6 protein-coding genes are annotated in these 6931 nt (G+C 35.5%); 3 read left to right on the top strand and 3 right to left on the bottom strand.

The window, feature by feature from the left end:
* The first annotated feature begins 52 nt into the window (after positions 1-52).
* The 3 genes from thiE (at position 53) to EVJ48_08330 (ending at position 2246) form a co-directional block, all read left to right on the top strand.
* On the top strand, positions 53-700 hold the full coding sequence (thiE, locus tag EVJ48_08340) for a thiamine phosphate synthase (protein RZV37806.1): 648 nt from the start codon (positions 53-55) through the stop codon (positions 698-700).
* Between the two features lie 24 nt (positions 701-724).
* Entirely contained in the window at positions 725-1366 is a 642-nt protein-coding gene (gene ftsE / locus EVJ48_08335) for a cell division ATP-binding protein FtsE (protein ID RZV37805.1), read from the top strand.
* 79 nt (positions 1367-1445) lie between these two features.
* Positions 1446-2246, top strand: a complete 801-nt coding sequence (locus EVJ48_08330) for an FtsX-like permease family protein (GenBank protein RZV37804.1) — start codon at positions 1446-1448, stop codon at positions 2244-2246.
* Positions 2247-2262: 16 nt separating this feature from the next.
* Here EVJ48_08330 and EVJ48_08325 read toward each other — a convergent pair whose 3' ends face one another.
* The 3 genes from EVJ48_08325 to EVJ48_08315 all read right to left on the bottom strand — a co-directional run bounded on the left by EVJ48_08325 (position 2263) and on the right by EVJ48_08315 (position 6930).
* Positions 2263-3876: a cobyric acid synthase gene (locus tag EVJ48_08325; protein RZV37803.1), complete on the bottom strand. Its 1614-nt coding sequence runs from the start codon at positions 3874-3876 to the stop codon at positions 2263-2265.
* Positions 3877-4158: 282 nt separating this feature from the next.
* Positions 4159-5949 (bottom strand): HD domain-containing protein, encoded by a 1791-nt coding sequence (locus EVJ48_08320; GenBank protein ID RZV37802.1) that lies wholly within the window; start codon positions 5947-5949, stop codon positions 4159-4161.
* A gap of 36 nt (positions 5950-5985) precedes the next feature.
* Entirely contained in the window at positions 5986-6930 is a 945-nt protein-coding gene (locus EVJ48_08315; GenBank protein RZV37801.1) for an acetyl-CoA carboxylase carboxyltransferase subunit alpha, read from the bottom strand.
* Position 6931 lies beyond the last annotated feature (1 nt).

Here is a 6931-nt window from a genome sequence, read left to right as displayed (position 1 = left end):
AGAAAAATTTTATTGAAAAAAATGTATAATATATTATCATATATATGATAATATGAAAACTATTAATTTTCAAATAATAACGAAAGATTTCGATTTTGAAGAACGCTTTGAATATCTTAGCGAAATAGCGGCGGCGGCGGTTGGAAGTTCGGCCGGCGTATTGCAGTTAAGAAATAAAAATATTTCATCACGCAGTCTTTATGATTGCGCAGTTTTTTTAAAAAAAAAATTGGATAATTTAAATAATAGAGGTAAAACCCTCTTTATTATAAACGACAGACCGGATATTGCGCACATTGTCGGCGCAGACGGAGTACATGTAGGACAGGACGATTTTCCAGCTGATAAAATTAAAAAATTTTTTCCGAATTTAATAGTAGGCGTCAGCGCGGAAAACGTAAAACAGGCCGAAGCGGCGGAAAAAGACGGAGCAGATTATATAGGCGCCGGACCGTTATATAAGACGTATTCCAAAAAGGATGCCGGAGACGCAATGGCTAAAGAAACTTTTAACTCCATATGTTCCTCGGTCGATATACCGGTCATTGCAATAGGCGGCATTACGGAAGACAAAATAGAAGAACTTGCGGAATTGGGAGCGGGAGGAGTTGCGGTAATAGGCGCAGTTTCAAATGCAGACGATCCGCTGGCGGCGGCAATAAAATTTAGAAATCATATCGACAAATTTATAAAATTATAGAATAAGAAAATAGAGGCATTATATTTGATTGAATTCAGTCACGTTTATAAAAATTACGATAAAAACTATATTTTAAGAGACTTAAATTTTACCGTAAACAAAGGGGAATTCATTTTTATTACCGGACCTTCCGGAGCAGGTAAAACCACTACCCTCAAAATGCTTATAGCCATGGAAAAGCCGACGCACGGCGCGGTAAAATTTATGGGAACGGAGCTTAACGATATCAAAAAATCCGAGATACCTTTTTTAAGAAGAAAAATAGGATTTGTTTTTCAAGACTTTAAGCTTCTTCCAAAAAGAACGGTATTCCAGAACGTAGCGCTCGGTCTTGAGGTTTCGGGCGTTTTCGGAGACGTTATAACGAAAAACGTTTCTGAACTGCTTAAAGCCGTCGAGCTTTATTCAAAAAAAGATGAGTATCCGTTAAGCCTTTCAGGCGGAGAACAGCAAAGGGTTGCCATTGCAAGAGCGCTGGTGCAGAATCCGCAGGTCCTGCTTGCGGACGAACCTACCGGAAACTTAGACGAAGAAACTTCTAAAATAATAATCGATATAATAAAATCTTTCAACAATAAAGGCACTACGGTAATGCTGGCTACGCACGATAAACATCTAATAGCTAATACGGGCAGGGCAAGGGTAATTGATATCACAAAAGCTTAAATATTTAATAAATTATTTTAAAATTGCGTTCTTAAATATTAAATCTAATATTTCGGGGAATGTTTTCGCTTTTTTAATAATGTCCTTTTCGTTTTTCATAATGCTTTTTTTTCTGTTATGTTATACGAATATTTATAACTACATGAATATTTTTCAAAAAAATAGCGTTATGATTGTTTTTTTGAAAAGCGGGGCAAGCAAAAAAAACAGGCAGAATATAATTAATTTTATAAATAAAATCAACGGAATTAAAAAAATTAAATACTACGGCAAAAAATCTTCGATGGAATTTTTATCGAAAAGATTAAAAAATCTTACATCTGTTTTAAAAAACATAAACCCAAATTATATGCCTTCGTTTATTAAAATCCATTTTAAAAAAAGCGCCGTTAGCGCTATTTTTCTCAGCAATATTTATCTTAGGCTGACTTCCCTTAAAGGAATTAAATTAGTTTACTACAATAAAATGCTCGAAAATAAAATAATACAGTTCATGTTTTTTACTAAAGTCATAGGTCTTATTCTGTTTTTATTCCTCTCAATTCTGTCAGTTTTTATATCGTATAGCGCAATAAAGCTTGTTATATTGCGGAAACAAAACGAAATAGAGATACTCAGACTTATAGGAGCTACCGACGGCTATATAAGAGTACCTATGTTTATAGAAGGCGAAATAGGCGCCGTTTTAGCTTTTTTAGTTTCTATCTCGCTGCTTTACTCAATTTATAAAATATTTATATTTTACGGGTTCGACGCCTTCTTAAATTTTTTCCATATAAAAATAATTTTTTTAAACTCTGCGCAGATTGCCGCCGTCTTTTTAATTGCCTTAATATCGGGCATTGCGGGAACTTATTTGTCTTCTCGGAAATTCTTTTAATATAAATATAAACGGATTAAATGCGCGTTATTTCTTTAAACAGTTTCATATCGACGTATTTTTCTATATTATCGGCAAGAATGTTAAAACTTTCGTTTCTCACGTCTGCATAATCGCGATTATTATTATTCGGCAAGATATATTTATAGTTTTTATTTTTATTGTTTTTGTTTACAAGTTCTTCTAAAAAATCCCTAAATATTTTATCGGCAAACAATCCGTGAACATAAGTTCCTATTTTTCTTCCATCTATAGAGATTAGCGATAAAACTTCGTTTTTATCCGAAAATTCTAAAGCGCATTTACCGTCCGAATTATCGTTGACCTGTTTAAGTAAAAAAGACGAAATGCCTTTACCGCCTTGATGACGGTCAAATTTCACATTCTCTGCGTCTTTTAAAAAACTCCTTCCGTTATGAATCTCGTAACCGTCAAGGAAACTGCCGTTAAAATCATACTTTCCGCTAACGGTTATTTTTTTGTCCGATAATATCGTTTCAAGTCCAAAAAAACCGAAACCGCCGACGGTTTCTAAATTCTCCGAATTTTTACGGGATTCAAGTTTATAAGGATCTTTTATTATGTTTCCCATCATCTGAAAACCGCCGCAAATCCCTAATATAATACCTTTCTTAAATTTTTCGAATCTTTTTATATAATCAAAAATTCCCGATTTTTTAATTTGGTTTAAATCCGAAGCGGTAGTTTTAGTTCCCGGTATTATTATAATATCAAATTCACCGGCTTCGCCAATGGGAACTGCATCGAAAAAAACGGGATGAAACCTTTCGTCAAAAAAAAGAGGGTCGAATTCGTTAAAATTTGAAATATGCTCTAAGCGGACTATTCCTATTTTAATTTTTCCGCCGTTATCAGAGTATATATCGGATCCGCTTAAGTCATTTTTAAGGTTTAAACTGTCTTCCGCCTCTATATGAATATTTTTAATATAAGGAATTACGCCTGCGCATGGTATATTTAAACTTTTTTCTATCTCGTCTATGCCGGGCTTCAGTATTGAAAGATTACCCCTGAACTTATTGATTATAAAACCTTTGACCAATTTTCTCCATTTAGGTTTCAGCAGTTTTACCGTTCCGTATAAAGACGCAAAAACGCCTCCTCTTTCTATATCTGCGATTAAAATTACGGGCATATTATAAATTTCGGCAAAACCCATATTGGCGATATCATACTTATAGAGATTTATTTCAGCCGGACTTCCCGCGCCTTCCGCTATAACCAGTTCGTTGCGTTCCGTTAAAAAATCGAAAGACTGGGATGCTTTTTTTAAAAAAAAACTTTTTTTGGCGTTGTATTCTTCAAAATTCATATTGCCGAAATGTTTTCCGTCCAGAACCAGATGCATTTCGGTGTCGGAAGAAGGCTTTATTAAAATCGGATTAATCTGCCTCAACGGTTTTTTAAAAGCGGCTTGGGACTGTACCGCTTGAGAAACGGCAATTTCGGAACCGTCTTCCGTAATAAAACTGTTAAGCGACATATTCTGGGATTTAAAAGGCGAGCAGTTTACCCCTCTGTTTGCAAAATACCTTAAAAATCCGGCGGTCAGAACGCTCTTGCCGGCGGAGCTAGACGTTCCCTGTATCATAATATATTTAGATTTCATTTTTCTATTAGCAGCCTTTTTAATCTTTTTTTAATGCACGTACTTAATTTTCAGCATGAGAAAAAGGCGTCGGATTTTATTTTCCGCATACTAAACAGTCAATTAAAATCCGACGCCTTTTTCTCAAAACCAGCAAACGCAGACGTAAGTAAGAAAATAAATAAATCTAAAATAAATAAATCTGACACCTTTATTGAGTAAGAAAATAAATAAATCTGACACCTTTATTGACACCTTTATTGACACCTTTATTTTTTTTTTAAATAATTTAGTAATTATTATTTAGTAAGGGTACCCCCCCCCCCCCGACTTGACGGCTTTCAAAAATGCCTCGACTACATTCGGGTCGAATTGCGTTCCGGAATTTTTTTTAATTTCTTCCAGCGCCGTTTCAACCGGAAGAGCTTTTCTGTATGGCCTGTCGGTCGTCATTGCGTCGAAAGTATCCACTACCGCTATAATTCTTGAGGCTATAGGGATATCTTCGCCGGAAAGACCGAATGGATAGCCTTTTCCGTCGTATCTTTCCTGATGGTGAAGAACGTCGTTTGCTATATGGCTTAAAAACTTTATTTTTTTTAGCATATTATAGCCTATTTCCGGATGTTTTTTAATCTCTTCGTATTCTTCGTCCGTAAGTTTGCCCTGCTTGTTTAATATTGAATCTTTTATGCCTATCTTTCCTACGTCGTGCATTGCCGCCGCATATCTTATATTTTTAATTTCGTTATGGCTTAGCCCAAGTTCCTTAGCAACCATAACGCCGTAATCTATAAGCCGGTCGCCGTGAGTTCTCGTATATGTATCTCTTGCTTCTATAGCTTCGGATATAGAGCTTATAGTTTCAAAATGTTCTTCTTCGATATAGTTAAGCGTTTGCGCGTTATAAACCGCTACTGAAATTATGCTTGAAATATTTGCTGTAAAATCGATAGTTTCCATTGAATATTCCGTTTTTATTTTTCCTAAAAGAAAAATAAGACCGAGAAAATCTTTGTCGGTCTTAACGGGAATAGCTATAAAAGTTTTTTTAGAAATATCTTTCAAAAAACAATCGCACGGCGAATTGTTTTCGCTTCCTGAAACGGAATCGTCTTCATAATAATTTATAGTCGGATAATCGGAACTTACGGTTTTTAAACATTTACAATCGTTTAATTTCAACGTATCGTGGCCGGAAAACGAAGCATCCATATTGTAAGCGTTAAATAATTTTAATGAAATATTTTTGAAGAAATCGCAAGCGTTGCATTTTTGAAGTATTTTATTTTCCGGAGGGCATTTTACGAAAGGACAGCTGAAATCCGTGATATTATAACAGTTGATACTCCCGCCGTAATTAGAACATCCCGTCACATTGCAGTTAAAAAATTCATAACAGAATTTATTTACATCTTTATTGTTTTCTTTAAGATATACGAGCGCTGAATCCGTTTTGGTATAATTCATAAGCCTTTTTATAGAGTATTCGATAATACTGGTAAGGTCTAAAGACGAAGAGACTAATTTTGAAATTTCCAACAAATCGGATATTTTGCGGCTTTCATCTTTTTGCCTTAAGTATAAAAGATTTGCGTTTTCGTAAAGGGTCAGGCTGTATATGAAAATACCGCCCAGCATAGCGATAAACTTGGCTATTTTTACTTCTTCTTCCGAAAATTCATATATTTCTTTGCCGTATATATTTAAAGCGCCTAAAACTAACGATCCTGCATAAATAGGAACGCTGAGCATAGACGACATTCCAGTAAACTGTTTTTCAAGTTCATAATATATATCCGATAAATCCGTTTTTAAATTAGAACTGACCAAAGATTCGCCGTTCTCTATAACCGAACCTATTAAACCTTCGCCGAGCAATATTTCTAAATCTTTCTTTATAAATTTTCCGTCCTTGTAGTAATTTACGCAGTTTATTTTTTCGGTATCCTCGTTGAGCATAAAAATAGTGACGATATCGCTCTTTATAAATTTAGAGGCCGTTATCGAAATTTTTTCGTATATTTCTTCTCTGGAATTTTTAGAAATAAGGTCTTTTGAAAGAAAATAAGCAATATCCGGATATTCTACCATAAAGGAATAAAACGTTATTATTGAATATTAATGAATTTAAAATTTGGAAAACTTTTCAATTCTTTGGTTTCTTAAATCTTCCCCTTTGTATTTTTTCAATTCGTTTATATTTTCCAAGACTGCTTTCTTTAAATTTTCGGCGGCAAGTTTAGGGTCCCTGTGCGCGCCGCCGAGAGGTTCCGCTATAATGCCGTCTATGGCCTTGGAGTCGTTAAGCAGGTCTTTTGCGGTTAATTTCAGAGAATTCGCCGCTTCTTCCGTTTTAGAAGTATCTTTGTATAAAATAGAAGCGCATCCTTCAGGCGATATAACCGAATAAACGGAATATTCCATCATTAATACGCTGTTGCCTGTTCCAAAAGCAAGAGCGCCTCCGCTTCCGCCTTCTCCTATAATTACCGATATCACCGGAACGTTAACGTTTAATAATTCGTATATCGTTTCCGCTATAGCCTCGGACTGTCCTCTTTCTTCCGCACCTAAACCGGGATATGCCCCAGGAGTATCTATCAGCGTGACGATAGGAATTTTATACCTGTCGGCAAGCTTAAAAAGTCTTTGCGCTTTTCTGTAGCCTTCAGGATGCGGCATGCCGAAATTTCTGCACATTTTATCTCTAGTGTTCCGCCCTTTCTGGTGTCCGACTATAAGCACCCGCTCATCGTTCATGAAACAGAATCCGCCTATTACCGCTTTGTCGTCCATAAACCGCCTGTCGCCGTGAAGTTCTATAAAATTTTCCGCCGCCGTTTCTATATAATCCATAGCGTATGGTCTCAGCGGATGCCTTGACAACTGGGTAATCTGCCAGTTGTTTATATTTTTAAAAATATCTTTTATAAGTTTTTCTTTTTTTGTTTCAAGGTTTTTAATCTCGTCTTCGACGTCGGCAAATCCTCCAAGATTAAAAGTCTTAAGTTCTTCTATCTTCTGTTCCAGTTCTATGATGGGTTTTTCAAAATCCAAATACTGTAATGCCATG

This window comes from Candidatus Acidulodesulfobacterium acidiphilum (assembly GCA_008534395.1).
Classification (GTDB): Bacteria; SZUA-79; SZUA-79; order Acidulodesulfobacterales; family Acidulodesulfobacteraceae; genus Acidulodesulfobacterium_A; species Acidulodesulfobacterium_A acidiphilum.
The sequence above is the reverse complement of the archived record's forward strand: the minus strand, read 5'-3'. Positions and strand labels throughout refer to the sequence as shown.

Excerpts from the sequence above, each read along its gene's own strand:
- thiE (RZV37806.1), top strand. The coding sequence starts at position 53 with ATGAAAACTATTAATTTTCAAATAATAACGAAAGATTTCGATTTTGAA.
- EVJ48_08330 (RZV37804.1), top strand. The coding sequence starts at position 1,446 with ATGTCCTTTTCGTTTTTCATAATGCTTTTTTTTCTGTTATGTTATACG.
- EVJ48_08325 (RZV37803.1), bottom strand. The coding sequence starts at position 3,876 with ATGAAATCTAAATATATTATGATACAGGGAACGTCTAGCTCCGCCGGC.
- EVJ48_08320 (RZV37802.1), bottom strand. The coding sequence starts at position 5,949 with ATGGTAGAATATCCGGATATTGCTTATTTTCTTTCAAAAGACCTTATT.
- EVJ48_08315 (RZV37801.1), bottom strand. The coding sequence starts at position 6,930 with ATGGCATTACAGTATTTGGATTTTGAAAAACCCATCATAGAACTGGAA.